This is a genomic window from Mycolicibacterium austroafricanum, from assembly GCF_000612725.1.
In the GTDB taxonomy this organism is placed as follows: domain Bacteria; phylum Actinomycetota; class Actinomycetes; order Mycobacteriales; family Mycobacteriaceae; genus Mycobacterium; species Mycobacterium austroafricanum.
Genome location: NZ_HG964459.1, coordinates 61,878 through 83,588, shown reverse-complemented (window position 1 = coordinate 83,588; position 21,711 = coordinate 61,878). Strand labels below are relative to the sequence as shown.

The 21,711-nt window shown below is 68.5% G+C and carries 17 protein-coding genes; 11 read left to right on the top strand and 6 right to left on the bottom strand.

Annotation, left to right across the window (positions count from 1 at the left end; translation table 11 throughout):
* Nucleotides 1–11 precede the first annotated feature (11 nt).
* Both BN976_RS32190 and BN976_RS34645 read left to right on the top strand, forming a co-directional pair.
* Nucleotides 12–755, top strand: a complete 744-nt coding sequence (locus BN976_RS32190) for a PEP/pyruvate-binding domain-containing protein (protein WP_051558587.1) — start codon at nt 12–14, stop codon at nt 753–755.
* Entirely contained in the window at nt 728–2,671 is a 1,944-nt protein-coding gene (locus BN976_RS34645) for a PEP-utilizing enzyme (protein ID WP_328848033.1), read from the top strand. Before BN976_RS32190 ends, BN976_RS34645 begins: the two co-directional genes overlap by 28 nt.
* Here the strand turns inward: BN976_RS34645 and BN976_RS28040 are convergent.
* Genes BN976_RS28040 through BN976_RS28020 form a run of 5 tightly spaced genes read right to left on the bottom strand, consistent with a single transcriptional unit; the run spans nt 2,601 to nt 11,549 of the window.
* Nucleotides 2,601–3,686 (bottom strand): zinc-binding metallopeptidase family protein, encoded by a 1,086-nt coding sequence (locus tag BN976_RS28040; RefSeq protein WP_036376116.1) that lies wholly within the window; start codon nt 3,684–3,686, stop codon nt 2,601–2,603. The genes BN976_RS34645 and BN976_RS28040 overlap by 71 nt on opposite strands.
* Nucleotides 3,679–4,611: a transglutaminase family protein gene (locus BN976_RS28035; protein ID WP_011779847.1), complete on the bottom strand. Its 933-nt coding sequence runs from the start codon at nt 4,609–4,611 to the stop codon at nt 3,679–3,681. Before BN976_RS28035 ends, BN976_RS28040 begins: the two co-directional genes overlap by 8 nt.
* Nucleotides 4,608–7,241, bottom strand: a complete 2,634-nt coding sequence (locus tag BN976_RS28030) for a circularly permuted type 2 ATP-grasp protein (RefSeq protein WP_036376113.1) — start codon at nt 7,239–7,241, stop codon at nt 4,608–4,610. The genes BN976_RS28035 and BN976_RS28030 overlap by 4 nt, the downstream gene beginning before the upstream one ends.
* On the bottom strand, nt 7,241–10,576 hold the full coding sequence (locus BN976_RS28025) for a transglutaminase family protein (RefSeq protein WP_036376110.1): 3,336 nt from the start codon (nt 10,574–10,576) through the stop codon (nt 7,241–7,243). Before BN976_RS28025 ends, BN976_RS28030 begins: the two co-directional genes overlap by 1 nt.
* A 43-nt stretch (nt 10,577–10,619) precedes the next feature.
* Nucleotides 10,620–11,549 (bottom strand): DUF389 domain-containing protein, encoded by a 930-nt coding sequence (locus tag BN976_RS28020; protein WP_036376107.1) that lies wholly within the window; start codon nt 11,547–11,549, stop codon nt 10,620–10,622.
* A gap of 158 nt (nt 11,550–11,707) precedes the next feature.
* Between BN976_RS28020 and BN976_RS28015 the strand changes: the two genes are divergently transcribed.
* From BN976_RS28015 to BN976_RS27980, 8 genes are all read left to right on the top strand, one after another.
* Nucleotides 11,708–12,526 (top strand): DeoR/GlpR family DNA-binding transcription regulator, encoded by an 819-nt coding sequence (locus BN976_RS28015; RefSeq protein WP_036376276.1) that lies wholly within the window; start codon nt 11,708–11,710, stop codon nt 12,524–12,526.
* Nucleotides 12,523–14,013, top strand: a complete 1,491-nt coding sequence (locus BN976_RS28010) for an FGGY-family carbohydrate kinase (protein WP_036376104.1) — start codon at nt 12,523–12,525, stop codon at nt 14,011–14,013. Before BN976_RS28015 ends, BN976_RS28010 begins: the two co-directional genes overlap by 4 nt.
* A gap of 25 nt (nt 14,014–14,038) precedes the next feature.
* Nucleotides 14,039–15,373 carry an ABC transporter substrate-binding protein gene (locus BN976_RS28005; RefSeq protein ID WP_036376101.1) on the top strand — a complete coding sequence of 445 codons (1,335 nt, stop codon included), beginning with the start codon at nt 14,039–14,041 and terminating at the stop codon, nt 15,371–15,373.
* A 76-nt stretch (nt 15,374–15,449) separates the two neighbouring features.
* Complete coding sequence (locus BN976_RS28000) at nt 15,450–16,301, top strand: carbohydrate ABC transporter permease (protein WP_036376273.1); 852 nt, start codon at nt 15,450–15,452, stop codon at nt 16,299–16,301.
* Nucleotides 16,298–17,113 (top strand): carbohydrate ABC transporter permease, encoded by an 816-nt coding sequence (locus BN976_RS27995; protein ID WP_011779839.1) that lies wholly within the window; start codon nt 16,298–16,300, stop codon nt 17,111–17,113. Before BN976_RS28000 ends, BN976_RS27995 begins: the two co-directional genes overlap by 4 nt.
* Nucleotides 17,114–17,135: 22 nt before the next feature.
* Entirely contained in the window at nt 17,136–18,197 is a 1,062-nt protein-coding gene (locus BN976_RS27990) for an ABC transporter ATP-binding protein (protein ID WP_011779838.1), read from the top strand.
* A gap of 29 nt (nt 18,198–18,226) precedes the next feature.
* A complete protein-coding gene (locus BN976_RS27985) occupies nt 18,227–18,997 on the top strand; it encodes an SDR family NAD(P)-dependent oxidoreductase (protein WP_011779837.1) in 771 nt (256 codons plus the stop codon).
* Nucleotides 18,998–19,046: 49 nt separating this feature from the next.
* Entirely contained in the window at nt 19,047–19,865 is an 819-nt protein-coding gene (locus BN976_RS27980) for a BtpA/SgcQ family protein (RefSeq protein WP_036376099.1), read from the top strand.
* Nucleotides 19,866–19,927: 62 nt separating this feature from the next.
* Here the strand turns inward: BN976_RS27980 and BN976_RS27975 are convergent, their stop codons facing one another.
* A complete protein-coding gene (locus BN976_RS27975) occupies nt 19,928–20,416 on the bottom strand; it encodes a winged helix-turn-helix transcriptional regulator (protein WP_011779835.1) in 489 nt (162 codons plus the stop codon).
* 95 nt (nt 20,417–20,511) lie between these two features.
* Between BN976_RS27975 and BN976_RS27970 the strand changes: the two genes are divergently transcribed.
* Nucleotides 20,512–21,696, top strand: a complete 1,185-nt coding sequence (locus BN976_RS27970; RefSeq protein WP_011779834.1) for a thiolase family protein — start codon at nt 20,512–20,514, stop codon at nt 21,694–21,696.
* Nucleotides 21,697–21,711: the final 15 nt, after the last annotated feature.

Here is a 21,711-nt window from a genome sequence, read left to right as displayed (position 1 = left end):
CGTCGTAGGCCATGACCGGGGCGTTGATCCACTGGCTGACCGACGCCGGTGCCGCCGACCCGAGCCGTAGCGGCGGCAAAGGGGCGAAGCTGGCGCTGTTGGTGCAGGCCGGTTTACCGGTACCTGCGGGTTTCGTGGTGCTGACCGAGGCCTACCGCCGGTTCGTCGGCGACCACGGGCTCGACGGGTTGATCCGGCAGCAGCTCGGCGCCATCGACGCTGACCCCGCCGGCGACCCCGACGTCGTCCACGCCGTGTCCGCGCGCCTTCGCGCAGCGTTCGAATCTGCTCCGATGTCGGAGGAGTTGCGTGACCAGGTCGCGGCCGCCCACAGCAAGCTGGGGGCGGCCGCGTCGGCCGTGCGGTCGTCCGCCACCGCCGAGGATCTTCCTGAGGCCAGCTTCGCCGGCCAGCAGGACACCTTTCTGAATATCGTTGGCGCAGAAGCCCTGTGCGAAGCGATCAAGCGGTGCTGGTCCTCTCTGTGGTCCGCCCGCGCGATCGCCTATCGACGCGACAACGACATCGGGCATGAGGACATCTCGATCGCCGTGGTCGTCCAATCCATGGTTCCCGCCTCTGTGGCAGGGGTTCTGTTCACGGCCGATCCGATCTCGGGCAGGCGGGACCGCATTGTCATCGAGGCTGCGGCCGAGCTGGGTGAGGCAGTGGTGGGCGGCGGTATGACACCTGCCGCTGGGTCCTCGACGCGGTCACCCGCAGGCCGATCGACGCGCCGGAGCGAGCACTCCTGACCTCGGAGCAACTCGACTCGCTGGTCGACCTCGGCGCACGGGCCACCGCGGTGTTCGGAATCCCGCAGGACCTCGAGTGGGCGGTCGACGACGATGGCCGTTGCCGGCTGCTGCAGTCCAGGCCGATCACGTCGCTCTTCCCGATTCCACCCGCGACCAGGCCCGGGCTGCGGGTCTACCTCCCCGTCATGCTCATCGCCCAGGGCATCGCCGAGCCGATGACCCCCAGTGGCAACGCGTTCTTCCGCACGATGGTCGGCGGTTGGTTCCGCTACTGGATCTCCGGGCGGCGGCCACGGGCGTCCGACGCCGAACCCGACTGGATGCCGATCGTGGCGGACCGGCTGTTCCTCGACGTGACCCCGGTGCTCCAGCGGCCGCGACTGGCGGCGCGGGTGTTGTCCAACTTCGGTATGAAGGATCCCGCAGGCAGCGCGGCACTGCGGAAGTGGTTGTCGCAGAACAGCGGCCGCCTTCCGCGACCGCACCGTGCCGCACCGCCGCGCGGTCTGGTCGTCCTGCTGCCCTCCCTGCTGGCGGGAACCGTCGCCTCCATCGCGGCGCCCACCCGCGCACGTCGGCGCATCGTGGCAGGCGCGGACGCGGAGCTGGCACGCCTCGAACAGCAGGCCGAGATGCTGTCGGCACCGGACGAGCAGCTGCGTTTCGTCGAGCGCGAGCTCCCGGCGGCGACGTGCGACATGGTGTTACGCCAGCTGGCGGCCGCGTACGGCGAATGGCTGTTGAGGGTCGTCATCGAGCGGCTGGTGCGGCGCTGGCTCGGGTCATCGACGGGATTCGCACCGGTGCTCAGGTGGCTGCCGCACGATCCCACCATCGCGATGGGCGCCGCGCTGGCCCGGCTCGCGCGCGAACATGCGGCGGCAGGCATCGAGCCGGGCCCCGAGAGCGCCGGGGTGTCGGAGTTTCTGGCGACGTTCGGCCATCGCGCCCCGGATCGGGAGGTCGACCTCGGTCTGCCCCGGCTTTCCGACGACCCGACGTACGTCGTGGAGCTGATCAACGGGTATCTGCGCTCAGGTGCGCTGGACACGTTCGAGACCGGCGTGCAGGAGGCTCGCGCTGCGTCCGACGGACTGATCGCCGGCGTCCGCAGAGTGAAGGGGCCCGTCCGGGCCGCCGTCCTGCGGAATCTGCTCGCTCGCCATCTCGCGCTCGGTGGACTGCGGGAGCGGCCCAAGTTCGACATGGTCCGGGCGATGGCCCTTGGCCGGCGCACACTGCGGCGTTGCGGCACCGCACTTGTCGCGCGCGGGTTACTCGACGACGCCGACGACGTGTTCTTCCTCGACGGAGCCGACGTGCGCGCTGCGCTGGCCGGGCAGGCCTGCGACCTCCGCGCGCGTGCCGCCGCCGACCATCGGTCGTTCCGGCGCGAGTTGCGGCGCCGCCTGGTACCCCGGGTGCTGACCAGCGAAGGGGAGGCCGTCTACGGGTTCGATACCGCGACTCCCGGCGCGGAGACCGACGTGCTGATCGGGACCGCCCTGTCCCCCGGTGTCCACGTGGGGACGGTGCGGGTGCTGGACTCACCGGTGGGGGCGAACCTGCAACCCGGTGAGGTGATCGTCGCGGCCAGCACCGACCCGGGGTGGACGCCGCTGTTCCTGCTCGCGGGGGCGCTCGTGATGGAGGTCGGTGGGGTGATGTCGCACGGGGCGCTGGTGGCACGGGAGTACGGGCTACCCGCGGTGGCCGGCATCGGAAATGCGATGACGCGGCTGCGGTCCGGGCAGCGGGTACGCGTCGACGGGACCGCCGGGTCGGTCACGCTGCTCGACTCAGTCGCCCCCGACGGCGCCGCCGAAGATCCGGCACCTACCGCTACCCGAGCTGCTGGTTCTGCTCCTCGACCGGCGCCCCGACCTCGGCCAGTTTCGCCGGATTCGAGGTGATCTCGTCGATCACGGTGTGGATGAACCGCATCTTCTCCAGCACCGCAGGCGGCAGCACGAACGGGTAGAGGTCGTCTTTGCCCATCGAGCGGTTCACCATGTTCAGCGCCCACGACAGCGGCAGCCACATCTCGATCATGGTGTCGAAACTGCTGGGCCCCAGGACTTTCCGCTCGAACGTCGCACCGGCGGGGGCGAAGCCGAACGCCGCCGCGGTGTCCAGCGTGTCGCGGATGTGCAGGTAGTGCGCGAACGTCTCGGCCCAGTCCTCGGCCGGATGCATCGTGGCGTAGGACGACACGTAGTCGTCCTCCCAGCCCGCGGGCGCACCCTCGCTGTAATGGCGGTCCAGCGCGGCCTGGTAGTCGGCCTCGGGATCGCCGAACAACTCGTGGTACCGCTGCAGGTAGTCCTGCGACGTGCCGATCAACCGGTACTGGTAGTAGTGACCGATCTCGTGGCGGAAGTGGCCGAGCAGGGTGCGGTACGGCTCGTCCATCGAGATGCGCAGTTGCTCGCGGTGGACGTCGTCACCCTCGGCGAGGTCGAGCGTGATCACGCCGTCGGCGTGGCCGGTGAAGACCTTGTCGAACTGGCTGGACAGCAGGTCGAAGGCCAGGCCGTACTGCGGATCGTGGTCCCGGCCGACGATCGGCAGCTTCAGCTCGTACAGTTCGGCGAGCAGCCGGCGCTTCGCCTTCTCCGCGGTGGCGAACGCCGCCAGCGCGACGGTGTCGGCGTCGTTGGGTCGGGTTCGGGTCAGTGCGCACGACACGCACAGTTTGGCGATCGGCCCCTTCTGCACCAGCCAGTTGCATTCGGCCAGATGCAGGTTCGCACACAGTTGGTAGTGGCTCTCGTCGACCGCACCGGCATGTTCGCTCTCGTCGGCAGGCGCGATCACCAGAAGTGCCATGTCGTCCAGCGAGAACCCGAGCGCGCTTCCGCAGTTCAGGCAGACGGAGTTCTCGAACGACAGCCGCTGGCCGCAGTTCGGGCAGGTGAAGTCACGCACGCAACACTCCGCCCGCGTACGGCGCGACGTCGACGGAAACGTCGATGGTGCTGCTCTCCGAATCGGTGTAGATGATGCCCCGCAGCGGCGGGATGTCGGCGTAGTCGCGTCCGAGACCCACCGTCACATAACGCTCGTCGACCATCTGATTGTTGGTCGGGTCCAGCCCGAGCCACAGGTTCTGCGGTGTCCACACCGATGCCCAGGCATGCGTCGCATCAATTCCCACCATGCGTTCCTTTCCAGGCGGAGGGTCAGTGGCCAGATACCCCGAGGCGTAACTTGCGGCCAGACCGTTGGCGCGCAGGCAGGCGATGGCCAGCCGCGCGAAGTCCTGACATACCCCTTCCCTGGCCGCCAAAACCTCGCTCACCTTGGTGGACACCGTCGTCGACCCCGACCGGTAGGTGAAATCGGTGTAGATGCGTTGGGTCAGATCGAGCAGCACCTCGATCAGTGGTCGGCCGGCGACGAAACTCGGTGCGGCGTAGGCCCGGATCTCCTCGGTGATCTCGGACGGCTGCAGGTCGAGGGTGAACTCGGTGGCCAGGGCCCCGTCGGCGCCCACCGGGCGTGCGATCTCCCACGGCGCCCTCGCCGACGGGCCGTCGTACAGGTCCGGAGGCGGCGGGTCCACCTCGACGACCGAGCGGCTGGTGATGGTCAGCGCCCGATGCCGCTGGGTGACATGGAAGTACGAGCTGGTGTTGCCCCACCCGTCGCGGCTGATGGAGCTGTCGGCGGCCTCCGGATCCAGGATCAACTCATGGAACAGGCAGCGTTGACGGGCCGAATCGCGGGGCGTCAGAAAGCCCCGGCCGTACGAGCTGGTGACGACATCGGAGTACCGGTACTCGGTGCGGTGGGTGATCTCGTAGCACCGGCTCGCCCCGGACGCCGTCGGCCCGTCCGGAAACGCGGTCATGGGACCACCCGCCGTTCGTCGGGTCCCCACAGCGGTTGCATGTCGCCGGGCAGGGACAGATGGACCGCGGTGATGGCGCTGGAGAGCTCGCGCAAGTCATGGTGGATGCCCGACAGCAGCCCGTCGAACTCGGCTCGCCTGCCGTCGGCCGTGACGGCCTCCAGCTCCGCGGGCTCGATCCTGCGCAGCCGGGCGGCGATCTCGTCGACCATCCGCTCGGGGCGCGAGGACCCCGACGACCCGGGCAGCGATTTGAGGTGGGAGCGCAACCGCTCCAGCTGGTAGACCAGCGAGCGCGGATTGCCCGCGTCGAACAGCACCAGTTCCGTCAGACCGGCCACACTGATCTTGCCCGGATTGCGCCTTCGGTAGATCACCAGCGACTCGCACGCCACCAGCGTGGACTCCGTGACGGTCCGCTCGGCGCCGGGGGTGCGGACCGTGGTCATGGTGGCGCGCAGCAACGCCGTCAGCGCGAGCGCACGCTCGATGCGCTTGCCGGTGTCCATCATCATCCAACCCACGTCGTGGACCATGGATTCGGCCACCACACCCGACAACGCCAGCATGCCTCCCAGGGTCAGGGTGCTGGCGGAGGCCAAAAACGCGTCACCCTCGGCCTGCGAATCCGGCGGTACGCCCGGCGCATTGAGCAGTGTGCGTTCGAGCGCGGACAACACCATCCAGGTGTCGTTGGACATCTGGTCGCGAACCGCGCGCGCAGTCAGCCCCAGCCGCTCCACCGACTGGGCCAGCGAGCCCGCCCGGTGCCGGTCGGCGGTCAGCGACCACAGCGTCGTGGGCGCGGTGGCCACCATCTCGGTGTAGTCGCCGCCGGCACCGGTGTCGGTTCCGGTGATCTCGCCCAACGCGGTGAGCAACACCGGAACGCATTCGCTGCCATCCATCGTGCGGCGGTACCGGTATTCGTGGTAACGCTCGCGAGTGACCGTCAACAGTCGCGCCATGTGCTCGGCGCGTTCGGCGTACCGGCCGATCCAGAACAGGTCGGACAGCACGCGCGGCGAACTGACCTCCTGCGTCGGGCTCGAGGTGGCCAGCGTGGGCAGCGCCGGGGTCTTCTCGACCGTGACCCGGCTCGGCGGACGCACCCAGATATCTTTGGCGGCAACAGATTTGAGCCGGTAACCGTCCGCGCCCGGAGCCGCCAGGTAGCCGAGGCCACCGATCATCGGTGCGTATCCGCTGCGCTGGGACACCGTGAACAGCCGCATACCGACACTCGACGAGGACAGCCTGCCCGGCAGGTGATCCGCAGGCGCCGAGGAGAATTGGGGCAGCTCCTGGCCGACCCACTGCCATGGCGTGGCGGTGATCCGTGCGGCGAGCGACTCCTGTTGCGCGCGTGACAGCTGCGGACCGACGATCGCTTCACCACCGTTCACCGGCCTGATGAGCAGCGACGACAGGTGGGCCAGCAGGTGGGAGCGTTCGATGTCGCTACCGCCCCAGTACAGCGGTGCGGTCGCCAGCAGCGGCGTCTCGCCGAGCAGCATCTCGGCCAACTGGGGCAGAAACCGAAGCAGCCCAGGGCTTTCCAGCACCCCACTGCCCAGGGTGTTGACCACGGTCACCGCGCCGCGGCGCAGCACCTCGACCAGCCCGACCACACCCAGCCGGGAGTCCGGCCTCAGGTCGAGCGGGTCGGCGTAATCGGCGTCGACGCGGCGCAGCACCACATCGACCCGCTTGAGGGTGCCCATCGACCGCATCCAGAGCTTGCCGTCGCGCACCACCAGGTCGGCGCTCTCGACCAGAGGCAGGCCCAACACGCTTGCCAGATACGCCTGATCGAACGCGGTCTCGGAGTGGATGCCCGGGCTCAGCACCACCACCATGGGCTCTTCGGCGGACTCCGGGGCCGCGTCCACGAGGGCGAGCCGGAGCGCCTGCGCCCACGGCGACACGGGTTGCGGGCCGATCTGCTCGTAGAGCTCGGGAATGGCGTGCGCGATCACCCGCCGGTCGGCCAGTGCGTAACCGGCGCCCGACGGGGCCTGCGTCCAGTCGGCGTTGACGACGAAGTCGCCGGAGGAACCACGGCTCACGTCGCAACCGTGCAGGAAGAGCTGGTGACGGCCGGGCACCTCGATTCCGCGCGCGGCGCGCACATACCCGGGATGGGCGAACAGCAGCTGCGGAGGCAGGACTCCGCCGGTGATCGAACGCCGTTCCCCGTACAGGTCGGCCAGGACCGCGTCGAGCAGCCGCGACCGCTGCACCAGGCCCGCTTCCAGCCGGTCCCAGTCGGCCGCGGAGATCACCAGCGGCAGCGCGTCGAGATGCCACGGCCCGGGTACCGCGTCGCCGTCGTCGGTCTGGATGTAGGTGATGCCGTCGTTGTCGACGAGGCCGCGCACCACGGCGCGTAGCCGGTCCAGCCCGTCGCGGCCCCGGTCCCGCACGCAGTCGGCCAGCTCCTGCCACGCCGGCCGCACATTTCCTGCCGCGTCCACGAATTCGTCGTAGCCGGTCGTCGGGCCGCCGAACTGCGGCTGCTCGAACAACACCTGCTGGGCCCGCATGGTGCCGTAGGGCACCAGCGGGTTGTCGACGTCGGTCGATCCGGCACCCGGGGCGGGTGTCGGAGACGGTGCAGGGTGAGCCATTACTGCAGAACGGTACGCACTCGCCGCAGATCCAAGATCCCCGGCGCTCCCACATCGGTGGACTGACGCGCCTGCTTCTCGCGGAGATCCGCCAGATCGACCCCGCCCGGCGTGAAGCCGGTCGCCTCGAAGCGCCTGCCCCGGCGCGATTCGGCCTCGACCGCGTTGACCGGCGGCCGGTCATAGGAGCGGCCGCCGGGATGGGAGACGTGGTAGGTGCAGCCCCCGCGGGAGACCCCCGTCGCGGCGTCGACGAGTTCGAAGCGCAGCGGCCCGTCCACGGTGATCGTCGGATGCAGCGCGCTGGGCGGTTGCCAGGCGCGGTACCGCACGCCACCGACCTGGACGTCGGGGTTGTCGGTGGCCAAAAGCGGCACCGGGAATCCGTTGACCACCACGACGTGGCGCTGCCGATCCGCCCCGATCAGCCGCACCTGCAGGCGTTCCACCGACGAGTCGACGTAGCGGGCGGTGCCTCCGGCGGTCGCCTCCTCCCCCAGCACATTCCACGGCTCGATGGCATCGCGCAGCTCGAGCTCGACACCCCCGAGCACCGCGGTCCCGATGCGCGGGAACCGGAACTCGGTGAACGGATCCAGCCAGCTGGTGTCGAACTCCACACCATGGGCCCGCAGATCGGCGGCAACCTCGGCGATGTCGTGAATCAGGAAGTGCGGCAACAGATACCGGCCATGCAGGTTGGCGCCGTGGCGGATCAGCGGAGCACGCAGCGGCTCCTCCCAGAACCAGGCCACCAGCGCGCGTACCAGAAGCGACTGCACCATCGCCATCTGGTGGTGCGGCGGCATCTCGAAGCCCCGCAGCTCCAGCAGCCCCAGCCGGCCCCGCGCACTGTCGGGGCTGTAGAGCTTGTCGATGCAGAACTCCGCGCGGTGGGTGTTGCCGGTGATGTCGGTGAGCAGATGCCGCAGCGCCCGGTCGGTGACCCAGGCCTTGGCACCGCCCGGCGCCTGTGCGAGCCGGGCGATCTCGGCGAAGGCGATCTCGAGCTCGTAGAGCGATTCGGGCCGGCCCTCGTCGACCCGCGGCGCCTGCGACGTGGTGCCGATGAACCGGCCGGCGAACAGGTACGACAGCGACGGGTGCCGCTGCCAGTAGGTCAGCAGCGACACCAGCAGGTCGGGTCGTCGCAGCAACGGCGAATCGGCGGGGGTGATGCCGCCAAGGGTGATGTGGTTGCCGCCGCCGGTGCCGCCGTGGGAGCCGTCGACGTCGAACGACTCGGTGGACAGCCGGGCCAGCCGGGCTTCGGCGTAGAGCGTTTCGAGTTGCTCGCGCTGCTCGGCGAAGCTTGCCGTCGGCGCGACGTTGACCTCGATGACGCCGGGGTCGGGCGTGATCGTCACCGAGCTCAGCCGGGCGTCGTTGGGTGGTCCGTATCCCTCGATCACGACCGGGCAGTCGATCGCGGCGGCCGCCGCCTCGATCCGCTCGACGAGGTCGACGAAGTGCTCCAATTCCTCGGTGGGTGGCAGGAACACATACAACACGCCGTCGCGGATCTCGCCGACCAGCGCGGTCGTCGGGACCCAGTCGGCGTCCTCGACCGTCGTCGCCATGTCCGGCGCGGCCGTCGTGACGGATCCGGCGGGTGGCAACGGAGGGCGACGTTCGATCGGGTCGGCGTCGAAGGTCGGCCGCGGCGGCTGCCAGCTGATGGAGTGCAGCGGCAACCGCAGGCCCGCCGGCGAATCCCCCTCCAACAGCACGACGCGGCCGCGGCGCAGCGTCCACTGGGCGCCGGCCCATCCGGAGTCGTCGTCGCGGCGGTGCACCGGCAACACGAACGCGGACGGTTCGGTGACGGACGCTTCCAGCCGGGCCAGCAGCTGCGCGCGGCCGTCCGCAGAGTCGACCGCCAGGTCGTCTTCGGCGTCGACCGGTGGCCCCGCGGGTTGCCGCACCGCACCGACCAGCCGGGCCAGCGGATCTTCGTAGGCCGGGCGGACGTGACCGGCGGGCAGGCCCAGCCCGTCGGCGATGACAGCGAGCAGCCGGCGGCCGGCGTCCGGAGTCGGCGTGCGGGTGTCCGACGTCTCCTGCCAGGGGTCGGCGAGAAGGGACTCGTCGGCCCACAGAGGTTCGCCGTCGGTGCGCCAGAACAGTCCGATCTGCCAGCGCGGCAACGGTTCTCCCGGATACCACTTGCCCTGGCTACGCTGCACCAGCCCCTGCGGCGCCCACACCTTCTTCAACCTGGCCGCCAGCGCGGAGGCGCGCTCGCGCTTGTGTGGGCCGTCGGCGTCGGTGGTCCATTCCGGGTCGACCTGGTTGTCGATCGACACGAACGTCGGCTCACCGCCGACCGTCAACCGCACGTCGCCCGCGGTCAGCCGCTCGTCCACGCGCCGGCCGAGCGCGTTGATCGCCGCCCACGACTCCTCGGTGTAGGGCAACGTCACCCTCGGGTCCTCGTGCACCCGGGTGACGACGTTGCTGAACTCCAGGGTGGTCTCGCACGGTTCGGTGGCACCGGTGATCGGCGCCGCCGACTCGGGATGCGGCGTCGCCGACAGTGGGATGTGGCCCTCACCGGCGAACAGCCCCGAGGTCGGGTCGAGTCCGATCCAGCCTGCGCCGGGGATGTAGACCTCGGTCCAGGCGTGCAGGTCGGTGAAGTCGGCGGCGGGCCCCGACGGGCCGTCGAGCGCCTCGATGTCGGAGGTCAGCTGGACGAGGTAGCCCGAGACGAACCGGGCCGCCAACCCGAGCTGCCGCAGGATCGACACCAGCAGCCACGCCGAGTCACGGCACGAACCGATGCCGGTGCGCAGCGTGAAATCCGGTGTCTGCACCCCGGGCTCCATCCGGACCGAATAGCCGACGTCGGCGTTGACGGCACGGTTGAGCGCGACGAGGTAGTCGATGGTGCGGGTGCCGGAGGCGACGGTGAAGTTCTTCACCCACGCCTCGACGAGGTCGCCGGGCCCCGAACCCGGCCCCTCCTCGTCGACCGGACGCAGATACGGCTTCAGATCCTCGGCCAGCGACTCGGGATAGGTGAAGCCCACCTGCTCGGCGTAGTCCTCGATGAAGAAGTCGAACGGGTTGACCACCTTCATGTCGGCGATCAATCCCACGGTGACGGTGAGGCTGCGGGTGCGTGTCGGGAACACCAGCCGGGCCAGAAAGTTGCCGAAGGCGTCCTGCTGCCAGTTGATGAAGTGATCCGCCGGTTCGACCCGCAGGGAATACGCCTCGATCGGGGTCCTGGAATGCGGCGCGGGACGCAAGCGCACGACGTGCGGATACACCTCGACGAGTCGGTCGAATGTGTAGCTGGTGCGATGCTCCAGCGCCACCTTGATCCCCATAGCGGTAGATCCCACCACACCGGACAGCGCCGTGCAGGCTGCGTCAGGTCTGCGCAGATCGCGGGATGACGTTGCCCCGCGGCCGCAACACCAGCACGAGCACCCCCGCCAACACCACGCCCACCAGGTTCACTGCGAGTTGCGCCGCCGACTGCGCCGCCACGTCCCAGTGTCCGAGAATCCCCGCGACGGCCGTGAATCCCGCCGCGGGGACGGTGGTCACCGAGATGAACACGCCGACGAGCGCAGCGGATTTCGACGACATCAGCGACAGCATGCCCGCGGCACCGGCGAGCAGCGCGACGATGAAGGAGACAGGTCCGACCTGGAAGATGAAGTCGACGTCGTGGATGTCGCCGATGGTGTCGAAGCTCAGCCAGCCCACCGCCCGACCCGCCAGGGTGAGCAGTGCGGTGATACCCATCGCGACCGGGAAGCCGATCAGCAACGCGATGGCGGCCCGCCGCGCGAGGTCACCACGCCGCTGCACCAGGGCCACCGACAGCGCGGCCAGCGGCCCGAACTCGGGCCCGAGCACCATCGCGCCGACGACCGTGACCATCGAGTCGGTGACCGCGCCGATGGCGGCCAGCAGACAGGCCAATGTCAGGAACGTCATGAACGTGACCGACAGCGTCGATTCCTCACGGGTCCTGGTGATCAGCTCGTCCCACACCAGCGCATCGGCCGGGTCACCCTCGGCTTCGTCCTCGGCCTTGTGCGCCCGGGTCGACAGCACGGTGTCCAGGGCGGTCAGCGTGATCGCACCGCGGTGCTGCACGTCCAGGTCCTTGAGCTGCTTGACGACGTCGTTGGCGCTCTCCCGCGCGATGTCGGCGGCGATCTCGTCGCCCGCAGGGTCGAGGGCGGCGCCGGGATGGATCACGAGGTGCGTCACCCCGACGTGGCGCTGCAGGACCCGCAGCACGTCGTCACGTATGTCTTCGGGGGCTATCACCCGCAAATGCAGCACCGGCGCACGTTAACCGCGCCACGCACCAGAAATGAACAATCGACCGCTAAATGTGGGCATTGCACACAGTCGTGTTATAGATTCACAGCGTTGGCGCCGAAGTTGACCAAAACCCGGCGACATTGGGACGTTTCTGTGAATTTTCAACAGACAGAGTGTTGGTGGCCGTGGATGTAAGAACCCGCAGGGACCGGATCGAACAACGTGTTCGCTCCGCCCGCGAGATCAACTTCGCCGACCTGGCGGCGGAGTTCGACGTCTCCGAGATGACGATCCGGCGTGACGTCGAGGCGCTGGAAAGCCTCGGCGTGCTCCGGCGCGTGGTCGGCGGCGCGACCGCGGTTCAGGGCAAGGACACCGAGCCGTCGTTCGCGACCCGCGTGGCCGACGCCGCCCAGGAGAAGATCCACATCGCCGACGTGGTGGCCGACCTCATCGGGGTCAACGAGACGCTGATCCTGGACTCGGGCAGCACCGCACTGGCCGTGGCGAATTCACTGAAAGGCCGCGGCCTTGGCCTGACCGTGGTGACGCCGAGCGTCCTCGCCGCGCTGGCCCTGGTCGACGAGCCGGACACCACCGTGGTGCTCACCGGCGGGGAGCTGCGCGCGGGCGAGCTGAGCCTGATCGGGCCGGGCGCCGAGGACACGCTCGCCAACTACAACTGCGACACGTACGTGATGGGTGTGGCAGGTATCGACGGCGACCGCGGGATCTCCGACTATCACCAGGCCGAGAGCCGGGTGAAGCGGACGGCCAGCAGGCGGGCCGACCGCGTGATCGTCGCCGCGGACAAGAGCAAGCTCGGCCGGGTCACCTTCGTCAGCATCGCCACGCTGTCGCAGGTCCAGACCATCGTCAGCGACGGGCCCGCGGACCACCCCGCCCTGGTCGCGGCGCGTGCTGCCGGCGTCGAAGTGATCTGTGTTGCCGGACAGGACGATTCGTCAGCCGAAGCCGCGATGGGGTCGCGATGAGCAGGTACACGATCGGCGTCGACATCGGCACCACCGGCATCAAGACGGTGCTTCTCGACACCACCGCCGGGATCGTGGCCACCGCGAACCGGGAGAACACGCTGCACTCCCCCGGCCCCGGTTTCGCCGAGGCCGACCCCGTGCAGTGGTACCGCAACGTCGTCGAGTCGATCCGCGAGGTGCTCGCCGTCAGCGGCGTGGCACCCGATCAGATCGGCGCGCTGGCCACGTCGGGCATGGTCCCCGCCGTCGTCGCCGTCGACCAGACGGGAACGCCGTTGCGGCGTGCGATACTTCAGAACGACGCTCGCGCCCACCGCGAAGTCGCCGGCCTGGCAGCGAAATTGGCCACAGTCGACCTGGTGACACTGACCGGTTCGGCGCTGACGCAGCAGTCGGTGGCACCCACCACCGTGTGGCTGCGCGACCACGAACCCGACGTCTACGCCCGCACCGCCCACTGGATCGGCTCCTACGACTGGGTGCTGTCGGCGCTGGGCGCCCCGATCCACGTCGAACAGAACTGGGCGCTGGAATCCGGACTGTTCGAGATCGACGGTGACGTCGCAACCGACGTGCTGCAGGCCGCCGCCCTGGACCCGGCCATGCTGGCCCCGGTCCGGCGTCCGGGCACCCAGGTCGGCGAACTCAGCCGCCGGGCCGCCGACGAGACCGGTCTGCGCGCCGGCACCGCACTTGTGGTCGGCGGCGCCGACCACGTGCTGTCGGCGTACGCCGCCGGGGTCAACGATCCCGGTGATGCGCTCGTGAAACTTGGTGGGGCAGGCGACATCCTGGTTGCCAGCGACACCCAGGTCGTCGACGAACGGCTGTACCTCGACGCCCACCCCGTCCCGGGTCACTGGCTGCCCAACGGCTGCATGGCCACCAGCGGCAGCCTGATCCGGTGGTTCCAGGCTTTGATAGGCGGTCCGGAAGCGGTGGAGCTGACCACGCTCGACGCCGAGGCCGCCCTGCGCTCCCCCGCCGAGGTGCTCTGCCTGCCGTACTTTCTCGGCGAGAAGAGCCCGATCCACGACCCGGACCTGCGCGGCGTCTTCGCCGGCATGCATCTCGGGCACACCAGGGCGGACATGTACCGCTCGGTACTGGAGGCCATCGCGTTCGGATTCCGGCACCACGTCGACGTGTTCGCGCAGATCGGGATACCGTTGCGCCGGGTGATGATCACCAACGGCGGCTCCAAATCCACACTGTGGAAACAGATTCACGCCGATGTCCTGGGTCAGGAGATGCATCCCGTGCGCGGCCATCCCGGCGCCTCACTCGGCGCCGCGGTGATCGCCGCGATCGGCGTGGGCGCCCTCGCCGACTGGTCGGACGCCGCGCGGTTCATCACCCTGGACGACCCGTACATCCCCGATCCGGCCCGTCGTGACATCTACGACCAGGCCTACGCCACCTGGCGTGAACTGAGCTCGGCGATGACACCGATCTCCCACGCGATCGCTCGGACCACCCGATGAAATACACGAAAGGATCACTCAGCCAATGAGAATCACGCAATGGCCCACTTCGGGGCGGAGAAGCGGGCGCCCAGGCACCGCGTTCTCCGCCGTGATGGCACTGGTCGCCGTCCTGGCCCTGGTGTTGACCGGGTGCGCAGGCAGCGGCGGGCCCGAACAAGCCGAAGCCACCGGCACCGGCGAGGTCTCCACCGACGTCTCGGGCACCGTGCGGATCCTGATGGAGAACGTGCCGGACACCGACATCGTCAAGTCCATGGTGGCCGACTTCAACAAGGAGTACCCGGGCGTCGAGATCAACATCGAGTCGCTGACGTTCGACCAGATGCGCGACAAACTGGTGTCCTCGTTCCAGTCCTCGTCGCCCACCTACGACCTGATCGTCGTCGACAACCCGTGGATGGTCGACTTCGCCAACGCGAAGTTCCTGCAGCCCCTCGATGCCCGCATCGACAGCACCCCGGACTACGACGCCGCCGACTTCTTCAAGCCGCTCACCGACATCACCACTGTCGACGGAGCCCGCTACGGTGTTCCGTTCTACAACTACGCGCTCGGATACCTTTACAACGCCGACGATCTCGCGGCCGCCAACCAGCAGGTGCCGACGACCCTTGACGAGCTGGTCAGCACCAGCAAGGCGCTCAAGAGCGGCGACCGGGCCGGCATCGCGATGCAGCCGCAGCGTGGCTACAAGATCTTCGAAGAGTGGGGCAACTGGCTGTTCGCCGCGGGCGGATCGATCTACGACGCCGACGGCAAGATCACGCTGAACACGCCGGAAGCCAAGCGGGCACTCGAGGCTTACATCGACACCTACAACACCGCCGCGCCGGCCAACAGCCTGAGCTGGGGCATGGACGAGGCGCAGCGTTCGGTGTCGGCGAACCAGGCCGCGTCGATGATCAACTACAACTGGCAGCTGCCCGCCCTCAACGAACCGGGCTCCGGGCCGGCCGCAGGCAAGATCAAGCTCGCCACCATCCCCGGCGGCAAGCAGGTGCTGGGCTCATGGAGCTGGGCGATCCCGGCCAATTCGGCCACACCCGACGCGGCATGGGCGTTCGTCTCGTGGATCACCGCCAAGCCCAACGATGTCGTGCGCACCGAGAAGGGCGGCGCGGCGATCCGGCAGAGCACACTGCAGGACCCGGCCGTGCTGGGCGGACAGTTCGGCGAGGAGTACTACCGGACCGTCGAGCAGCTGCTCGCCAACGCGGCTCCGCTGACCCAGGGGCCCAGCGGTGAGGAGATGATCCAGGCAGTCGGCACCGAGCTCAACGAAGCGGTCGCCGGCAAGAAGAGCGTCGACGACGCACTGGCCGCCGCACAGGCCGAGGCAGAGAAGATCCAAGGCTAGCCATTTCCCTGCCGTTCCCCCGAAGCCGGAAACCGACCACCCCACGAAAGGAGCGAGACCAACCGTGATGCCCTCTTTGAGATTTCAGCACGGTATGGTCGCCCCCCTCGCCGCCCTCTTCGTCGGGGTGGTCGGTTTCCCCCTCGGTTACGCCGCCTACCTGAGCGTCACCGACTACAAGCTGACCGATCGCGGGGCGCCGAACCTGGTGGGCGCCGACAACTACGTCGCGGCGTTCTCCGACGGCGCCTTCTGGGGTGCGTTCGGCACGACCGCGCTCTATGTGCTGGTGGCCGTCGGCCTCGAGCTGGTGATCGGGCTGGCCATCGCGCTCGCGCTGCAGAAGCAGCGTTGGGCAAAGGATCTCACCCGCTCGATGCTGCTGGCTCCGATGTTCATCACCCCGATCGCGGTCGGGTTGACCTTCCGGTTCCTGCTCAACGACCAACTCGGGGCGATCCCGGCGATGCTGGACGCGATCGGAATCGAGTACGACTTCTTCGGCCCCGGCCGCGCCCTGTTCACCCTCGCGTTCATCGACGTGTGGCAGTGGACGCCGTTCATGGTGCTGCTGCTGCTGGCCGGGCTGGAGTCGATTCCCAAGGAACCGCTCGACGCGGCCCGTCTGGACGGAGCGAGTGGCCTCTACGTGCTGCGGCGCGTCACGCTGCCCCTGCTGGCGCCCGTGCTCGTGGTGGCGATCCTGTTGCGATGCCTGGACGCCATGAAGGTGTTCGAGTACGTGTTCGCCACCACCCGCGGCGGTCCGGGCACCGAAACCGAGACACTGCAGTACTTCATCTACCAGACCGGTATCCAGTTCTTCCGGCTCGGCTCCGCATCCTCGATGGCGTTCATCGTGCTGGTTGTCGTGCTCGCCGTGATCGTGATCGCGTTCCGCCGGATGGAGAGGACGAAATCGCGATGACCCGTTCCTCGGTGGTCACCGTGTTGCGGGTGACCCTGCTCTGGGCTGCGGGCATCTCGGTGCTCTTCCCCATCGTCTGGATCGCGCTGGCGAGCTTGAAAACGCCAGAGCAACTCAACGATCCGTTCCTGATCGCGTTCACGCCGAACTTCGCCAGCTGGCAGAACGTGCTGAGCTCGGGAATCCTCGGGGCCGCCGGACGCAGCGCGCTGGTGGCGCTGGTCACCGTCGGCATCAGCGTGGTCGTCGGCAGCATGGGCGCCTACGCCATCGCCCGCTACCGGGCCGGCGGCACCCTCACCAGGTTCGGCATGCTCGCCGCGCAGGTGCTGCCGCCGGCCGTGCTGGTGTTCCCGTTCTTGACCATGGCCTACGCGCTGCGGCTGACCGACACGCTGATCCCGGTGATCTTCTCGCACCTCAGTTTCGTTCTGCCCGTGGTGACCTGGTTCCTGATCGGCTTCTTCGAGGCTGTGCCCCGCTCGCTGGAGGAGCAGGCCCAGGTGGACGGCCTCACCCGGTTCACGGCGTTCCGGCTGGTGGTTCTGCCGCAGGTCTATCCGGGTATCGGCGCCGCAGCCATCTTCGGTTTCACGCTGTCGTGGAACGATCTGTTCTACGGGCTCATCCTGGCTCCGGGCAAGGCGGCGATCCTGCCGGTGGCCATCGCAGGTTTCAACACATTCCGCGGGGTGCAGATCGGCTCGATGAGCGCGGCGATCCTCATCGCGGTCGTCCCCGTCGTCATCGCGAGCTTCTTCATCCAGCGCAAGCTGGTGCAGGGCATCAGCGGCGGCGCGGTGAAGTTCTAGGCACAGATAGGTTTTTCGCACTATGGCAACGGTTCGCTTCTCCGGCGTCAACAAGGCGTACGGAACCACCTCGGTCGTCAGCGATCTCGACCTCGAGCTGCCCGACGGGTCCTTCACGGTGCTCGTCGGCCCCTCCGGGTGCGGCAAGTCGACGTCGCTTCGGATGCTGGCCGGTCTGGAGACGGTCACCTCCGGCAGCATCACCATCGGCGCCCGCGATGTCACCCACCTGCAGCCCCGGGACCGCGACATCGCGATGGTGTTCCAGAACTACGCGCTCTATCCGCACCTGACGGTCGCGGAGAACATCGCGTTCCCGCTGCGCGCGACCAAGACGCCGCGTCGCGAGGCGCTCACCCGGGCGGCGACCATCGCCGAGTCGCTAGGGCTGGCGAAGCTGTTGGACCGCAAGCCCAAAGACCTCAGCGGTGGTCAGCAGCAGCGCGTCGCGATCGGCCGGGCGATCATCCGGGAGCCCTCGGTATTCCTGTTCGACGAACCGCTGAGCAACCTCGACGCCAAGTTGCGGGTCGAGACACGGACCGAACTGCTGCAGATCCAGCGGCGGCTCGGCATCACATCGGTGTACGTCACGCACGACCAGGAAGAGGCCATGACCCTGTCGGACCGCATGGTCGTGATGCGGGACGGCCGGATCGCCCAGCAGGGCACTCCCCAGGAGGTGTATGCCCGTCCCGCAGACACTTTCGTCGCGGCCTTCGTCGGCAGCCCGAAGATGAACCTGATCGACGGAGCGGTTTCCGGCACGACGTTCACGGTGGGCGACGGTTTCGCCCTGACCGTCGATCAGACGGCCGCCGGCGGACCTGTGACGCTCGGCGTCCGGCCCGACGACCTGCTGCCCACGGTCTCCGACGGCGACGGGGCGGCACGGGTGATCCTCATCGAACATCTGGGCCCCCGGGCCATCGTCACGATCGACGCCCGCGGCACCGAACTCACCAGTGTGGTGGAGACCTCCCGCCTTTCGGGCATCACCGAAGGCACGCCCGTCGACCTGGCCGTCCGCCCCGGCGCCACCCACTTCTTCGACCCCGCCACCGGCAGCCGTCTTTCCGGCTGAATGAAACAGATAGGAAACGAGAGCTACAGATGACGAGAACTGTTGTGGTGACCGGCGCGGGATCCGGTATCGGACGAGCGATCGCCAACACACTGGCGCAACGAAATTGGCGGGTGGTGGTCACCGACGTCAATGCCGCCGCCGCAAGCGAGGTCGCAGCGGCACTGCCGAATCCGCCCGCAGGCCATGAATCCGCACAACTGGACGTCACCTCCCCCGAGAACGCGGCCGCCGTGGCATCCGACGTCTCGGAGCGGCTCGGGCTCGACGCGTGGGTGAGCAACGCCGGCATCTCGTTCATGCACCGCTTCCTCGACGCCCCCATCGAGCGCTACGAGCAGACCATGGACGTGAATCTCAAGGGCGTGTTCGTGTGCGGGCAGGCCGCGGCGCGGGAGATGGTGCGCGCCGGCATTCCCGGGATGATCGTGAACACCGCCTCGATGGCGGGCAAGCAGGGCCGGGTGCCGTTCCTGTCGGACTACGTCGCCTCGAAATTCGGGGTGGTCGGGTTGACCCAGGCGATGGCCTACGAACTCGGCGAGCATGGCATCACAGTCAACTGCGTGTGCCCTGGCTTTGTCGAAACCCCCATGCAGTCAAGGGAATTGCAGTGGGAGGCCGAGCTGCGTGGCACCACCCCCGACGGTGTCCGCGCCATGATGATCGCCGACACGCCGCTGGGTCGCCTTGAGCAGGCCGACGACGTCGCCCGCGCCGTGGCCTTCCTGCTCTCCGACGACGCCCGTTTCATCACCGGCGAAGCGCTCGCCGTCAACGGCGGCGCCTACATGGACTGAGCCGGCAGGCGGCTCACCGATTCACCCGATACAGAAGAAAGGCATTTCAGTGACCACCAACTGGCTCGACGAGGTCTTCGGCGTTGCGAAACCCGTCATCGCCATGCTCCATCTGTCCGCTCTGCCCGGCGATCCCGGCTACGACTCCGCGGGCGGCATCGCGGCCGTCGTCAGCCGTGCCCGCACCGAATTGGAGGCGCTGCAGGGCGGCGGTGTCGACGGGGTCATGATCAGCAACGAGTTCAGCCTGCCGTACCTGACCAAGACCGAACCGATCACCGCGATCACGATGGCCCGGATCATCGGCGAACTGCTCCCCGACATCTCGGTGCCCTTCGGGGTCAACGTGCTGTGGGACGGCCGCGCGTCGATCGACCTGGCCGTGGCCACCGGAGCCAAGTGGGTCCGCGAGATCTTCACCGGGGTGTACGCCAGCGACTTCGGGTTGTGGGACACCAACGTGGGCGAGGTGGCCCGGCACCGGGCGCGGGTAGGCGGTGCCGACGTGAAGCTGTTGTTCAACATCGTCCCGGAGTCGGCCCAGTACCTTGCCGATCGCGACCTGGCGTCGATCACCCGCACCACCGTCTTCGCGACGCTGCCCGACGCGATCTGCGTGTCGGGCGCGACGGCGGGCGCTCCCACCGACACCGAGGCGTTGCGGATCGTGAAGGCGGCCGCGGGCGAGGTGCCGGTGTTCGTCAACACCGGAGTGCGCGCCGAGAACGTCGCAGCCCAACTCAGTGTGGCCGACGGTGCGGTAGTCGGCACCTACTTCAAGAAGGACGGGCTGTTCGCCAATGCCGTCGAGAAGTCCAGGGTGGAGGCCCTGATGGGAGCCGCCAAGGAGTTCCGCGCACAGCGGTGACGGCGTCCCGGTGCTCCCCTGCGCCACACCGGCGCCGGGGAGTACCGCGGCCGATGTTGGCGTCAGCCGGATTCCGGGCGCTTCTGCGGCACCAGTCGCATTCCGAGCTCCTCGAGTGGGACGGAATGCCCGTTGTCGCAGACAATTTCGACATGCGCGTCCGCGCCACACGGCACATGCGTCAAGCGCAGCCTGCCGTTGTTGGGCAGGTGACTGCGGCCCCATTCGAACATCGCCCACACCACGGGCATGAAGTCGACGCCGGCCTGGGTGAGCACGTACTCGTCACGCGCCCGCTGTCCGGGTTCGCGGTAGGGCTGCTTGGTCAACAAGCCCGCCTCCACCAGTTCGCTCAGCCGCGCCGACGTCGCCGCCTTGGTGATACCGACCCGCTTGGCGAAGTCATCGAAGCGCGTGGTGCCGTAATAAGCCTCACGCATGATCAGCATCGCCGACTTCTGCCCGGCAACGGCCATCGTCTTCTCGATCGGGCACTCACCAACTGCCGACCAGGCGTCGCGGTCGACCAGCGGGCCCTGCAGCACCGGCATGGGAATCCCATCCCCTTCTGAGTTGTTCTGACTATACCCAGGTGCTATATCTGGGTTCATACCAAGATACTCAGCGGTGAGCGTCAGGAGGAACAATGACCGGATATACGGATCGGGATGCCGTCATCGTGGCGGCGGTGCGAACCCCCGTCGGCAAGGGCAAAGCCAACGGCGCCCTGCATGACGTGCTCCCCGCAGACCTGCTGGCGCACAGCCTGCGCGAGGTCGTCACCCGCGCCGGGGTGGACCCCGCCGAGGTCGACGACGTCATCGCCGGTGCCGTCACCCAGGTCGGCGACCAGGCCGTCAACATCGCGCGCAACGCGCTGCTGGGCGCCGGATTCCCGGAAAGCGTGCCGGGCACCACCGTCGACCGCCAGTGCGGCAGCAGCCAGCAGGCCATCAGCTTCGCCGCCCAGGGCGTTCTGGCCGGCGCCTACGACATCGTGATCGCAGCGGGTGTGGAGTCGATGAGCCGGGTCCCGATGGGATCCTCGGTGCTGCCGGGCAGCAACCCGTTCGGCACAGGGATGGCCGAGCGCTACCCCGAGGGCCTTGTCGCCCAGGGCGTCAGCGCCGAGCTGATCGCCGCCAAGTGGAACCTGTCCCGCACGCAACTCGACGAGTTCTCGGCCGAGAGCCACCAGAAGGCGGCGCGCGCCACCAAGGACGGGCTCTTCGACCATGAGCTCGCACCCATCGCAGGCCTTTCCACCGACGAGATCATCCGCCCCGACACGACAGTCGAGACTCTGGCCGGGCTGCGGCCCGCGTTCTACAACGAGGCGATCGGCGCGCGGTTTCCACAGATCGGCTGGAACATCACCCCCGGTAACTCGTCACCGCTGTCGGACGGCAGCGCCGCGGTGCTGATCACCAGCGGTGCGGCGGCGCGGCGGCTGGGACTGCGCCCGCTGGCACGCATCCACACCACGGTCGCGGTCGGTTCCGACCCGCTGTACATGCTGACCGGCGTGATCCCGGCGACCGAGAAGGTGCTGGCACGCTCCGGGCTGTCGTTGTCGGACATCGACCTGTTCGAGGTCAACGAGGCGTTCGCGCCGGTGGTGCTGGCGTGGGCAAGAGACACCGGCGCAGATCTCGCGAGGACCAACGTCCACGGCGGCGCGATCGCGATCGGCCATCCGCTGGGTGCCAGCGGTGCGCGCATCATGACCACGCTCGTCAACGCGCTGGAGCAGCGCGACGGGCGCTACGCGCTGCAGACGATGTGCGAAGGCGGCGGCATGGCCAACGCCACCATCATCGAACGCCTGTAAACCCCTCGGCCGAAA

Coding starts and splice junctions, on each gene's coding strand:
- BN976_RS28010 (WP_036376104.1), top strand. CDS start 12,523: ATGAGCAGGTACACGATCGGCGTCGACATCGGCACCACCGGCATCAAG.
- BN976_RS28030 (WP_036376113.1), bottom strand. CDS start 7,241: ATGGCTCACCCTGCACCGTCTCCGACACCCGCCCCGGGTGCCGGATCG.
- BN976_RS28005 (WP_036376101.1), top strand. CDS start 14,039: ATGAGAATCACGCAATGGCCCACTTCGGGGCGGAGAAGCGGGCGCCCA.
- BN976_RS27970 (WP_011779834.1), top strand. CDS start 20,512: ATGACCGGATATACGGATCGGGATGCCGTCATCGTGGCGGCGGTGCGA.
- BN976_RS27975 (WP_011779835.1), bottom strand. CDS start 20,416: ATGCCGGTGCTGCAGGGCCCGCTGGTCGACCGCGACGCCTGGTCGGCA.
- BN976_RS27985 (WP_011779837.1), top strand. CDS start 18,227: ATGACGAGAACTGTTGTGGTGACCGGCGCGGGATCCGGTATCGGACGA.
- BN976_RS28035 (WP_011779847.1), bottom strand. CDS start 4,611: ATGACCGCGTTTCCGGACGGGCCGACGGCGTCCGGGGCGAGCCGGTGC.
- BN976_RS28025 (WP_036376110.1), bottom strand. CDS start 10,576: ATGGGGATCAAGGTGGCGCTGGAGCATCGCACCAGCTACACATTCGAC.
- BN976_RS27990 (WP_011779838.1), top strand. CDS start 17,136: ATGGCAACGGTTCGCTTCTCCGGCGTCAACAAGGCGTACGGAACCACC.
- BN976_RS27995 (WP_011779839.1), top strand. CDS start 16,298: ATGACCCGTTCCTCGGTGGTCACCGTGTTGCGGGTGACCCTGCTCTGG.
- BN976_RS32190 (WP_051558587.1), top strand. CDS start 12: ATGACCGGGGCGTTGATCCACTGGCTGACCGACGCCGGTGCCGCCGAC.